This is a genomic window from Microbacterium sp. Bi128, assembly GCF_918698205.1.
The window spans coordinates 1-2,878 of record NZ_CAKKMM010000612.1 but is presented as its reverse complement, the minus strand read 5'-3'; the positions used below and the strand labels follow the sequence as shown (position 1 = coordinate 2,878).

Sequence of the window (2,878 nt, the reverse complement as noted above, 5' to 3'; positions counted from 1 at the left end):
AAATTATCCCGCTCCTGCGCAAGCATTCTGGAGGACTCCAGCTTGGCCTTGCTCATCTTAAGTGCCACAAGCGATTTTGTGAGTTCGTCGGACCGTTTTCGGAGCAGCTCTAGCCGGTGCCCGATCCGTTCGGTTCGGTTGCGGAACATCGGTTGCATCCGGAGTGCGACCTCCAGGAGTTCCCTGAGGGATTCCACTTCCGGCCCTTGGGAGTGCTCCACAAGTAACTTGCTGGTCTTGGCCCGCCGCTGCTCCCACGACTCCATGCCGGCGAGGTTCTGATCCCTGAGCAGGGTGAGGATCGCGACTGACTTGCTCAGCGACTGACGCCGGTTATTGAGATTCTCGGTGGCGGCGTCAAGCCGGGCGATGAACTGGACGTAGTTGTCGGTGACCTGTGCCGGTTCTCCCATGGATCCCTCAGAATTTGTATCAGACGGGGCGGCCCCCGCTGCTTAAAGTCTGACGCACCCAACTGGCATTGTCTGCCCTCGGGAGTCAGTCGTTTCTCAAGACGCCGACGCCGGCGGGCACCCATGCCTCGGCCCGGGACAGTGCGGTTTTCAAGTCCCGTCCGCCACCTTGTTCCAGCAGGTCAGAGTCTCCGACAATGACCAGCAGGCTCCGCGCCCGGGACAGCCCAACATAGAGCTGCTCCGCGGCGCGGCCAAGGTCCTTGAAGCCGTTGACGCACAGAACCACTACGGAGCGCTCCAAGCCCTTGAACCCCAGGACGTGGCCGTAAAACTCGCCGTCGTTGGCATGGAACTCGCGCCAGTATTCGGCGGTGGCATCCCGGTCAAAGTAGCCCTGATGGATGGGATGCCGGTCCTTGGTGGTGAGCATCGCGATCTGGTTGTTCGCCCAGCCCTCGTCGATCAGGGCATCGATGCAGTCGCCCGCTACGTCGAGGGCGTCTTCGGTGGCGCATTGAACTCGCCGAACGGGCAGAACGGTCCGTGTGTTGCGGAGGTTTTCGTCGATGTGGATTGTCACCAAGTCCTCGAGGGGGCTCGAGCCATCGGTGGACGGGCTGCCCCAGCGCCGGTAGACGTCCTGGTGATCATCCAGAAAGGCGTAGATCTCGGCGTCGTCCGTGGTGGTGGCAAGCAGCGCTTCCCACCATAGCGGGGCGAAATCCTGGGCTTCATCGACGACGACGGCATCCAGCCGTTGGTTCGGCTGCAGGTCGACCGCGAGATCCTTGAGCAGCTGAGGCAGTTCTTCCTCGAAATAGGAGGAACCCTTCCCGTCCGGCACCCCGAGCCGGCGGGCGTAGTCGTGGAATTCGCCGGTGAAAGCCGGCTTGAGATGGTGCCAGCCCGACACCCGGTCCTGCAGATACTGGCTGAGACCCTTGTTGTAGCTGAAGAGGCCCACCCGCTTGCCCTGTTTGCACAGCATCCGTGCCTTTTCCACGGCCAGCCACGTCTTACCGCTGCCGGCTCCGCCGGTGAATCTGATCCGGGGGAGTGAACGAGTAGCCTGCAACAGGATGGACTGCCGCTGGGTGAGATGATCCTGAGCATCTTCCAGTTCCTTGGGGTCGCGTGACCCCTCGGAACCGGAGCCGAGGGTACCTTCCAGCCGGCGGACAATGCGTTCCATATACGCCGGGGCCAGCCGCGAGGCGCCGCCACCTTCGCGCTCAATCGCTGTGCGGACCAAATCAGCCGGAGATACGACGTCGTTCTGGTCGAGTACCAGCGTGCGTGGGCAGCCCGCCATCTCCCAGTCTTGAGGCACAGGAGTGTAGGGGAGCGCAGCCATATAGGCGAAGCGGCTGGTCAGCGGGGTGCCCAGCTGGTCGCCAACCCAGTTCTTGAAGGCATGCAGCGACCCCTGGGACTGAACCACGGGACTCAGAATCTTGCGTTTACCGGACTTGTCCGACTGGTACCACTGCCCGTTGTCGACGCTGACCAGACCGCCCTTTACCTCGATGGCGGCCATGCCGACGCCGGGCCACAGGACCAAGATGTCGATCTCATGTTCCGCCCGTCCGTTCCGGACCTGAACCGAGTGGGCCAAGACCGCGTCATCAGGAAGGCTTTTCTTGAGCGCGTCCCAAAGGACCTTCTCGGCCATCTGGCCATCGCTGAATTCAGGTTCCTCCGGAATGCACTTCACAGCTGCCTCTCACTGCCGCGTCGAAAACGCGTCGAATAAATCCCCCATTTGGCCCAATCCTATGACGCGCCAGTGTTGTTGCTGAGGACTTCCATGAACAACCCATTAGGGCGCGCCTCGGGCAACACGTACCGCAGATCCTCCAGCGCCCGCAGCGGCGAAATCTCCGCCGCCCGAGCCCCGTACAGCGCCGCCACGGTAGGCGTCCTGGACTCGGCCCGGACGCAGTGCAACAGCACCGTCTTGCCCTCCGCGCGGAAGCGTTCGACGGCGGCTGCCGCGTCGCCCAGCACAAACGCGGCGTGCGCGTTGTCCTCCTCAACGGGCGAGTCGACAACCCAGAACGTGGCATGGTCTTCCGGCGCCACACTCGCTACATCCGAAGTCCCCAACCGGCACAGCGACACGACCGCGTCGATCTCCAGCTCGGCCACCCGCCCGAGCGAACCGACACCGCCCAGCCAGACGCCGTCGTCGTGCGGGTGCTGGACCAGCGCATCGGTGCGGCTCCACATCGTGTAGTCCTGATGCTCGGCACGCGGCCAGGATCCGGGCCGGCGGCCCTCGCCGCGGCCCAGCTCCATGCCAAGCATCATGAGGTCGCGGGCCCGCAGCCCGGGCCATCCGTGCAGGCGCCTCCGCCACTCGAAAGGCACCGCCGTGTAGCCGTAGGCAGCACCCAGCAGGCCTCCCGCAATGGCGGCAACAGTATCGGTGTCGCGGCCGCCGCGGACCGCCTCCTCCAAGG

Annotated in this window: 3 protein-coding genes; all 3 read right to left on the bottom strand. The window is 63.9% G+C overall.

The features are described from left to right. Nucleotides 1-413, bottom strand: a 413-nt coding sequence (locus LQV45_RS23735) for a hypothetical protein (RefSeq protein WP_230009092.1), incomplete at its 3' end; no start/stop codon positions are given. Nucleotides 414-498: 85 nt separating this feature from the next. Further along, complete coding sequence (locus tag LQV45_RS23730) at nucleotides 499-2,088, bottom strand: nuclease-related domain-containing DEAD/DEAH box helicase (protein ID WP_230009091.1); 1,590 nt, start codon at nucleotides 2,086-2,088, stop codon at nucleotides 499-501. A gap of 101 nt (nucleotides 2,089-2,189) precedes the next feature. After that, on the bottom strand, nucleotides 2,190-2,878 hold a 689-nt coding region (locus LQV45_RS23725), incomplete at its 5' end, for an ADP-ribosylglycohydrolase family protein (protein WP_230009090.1).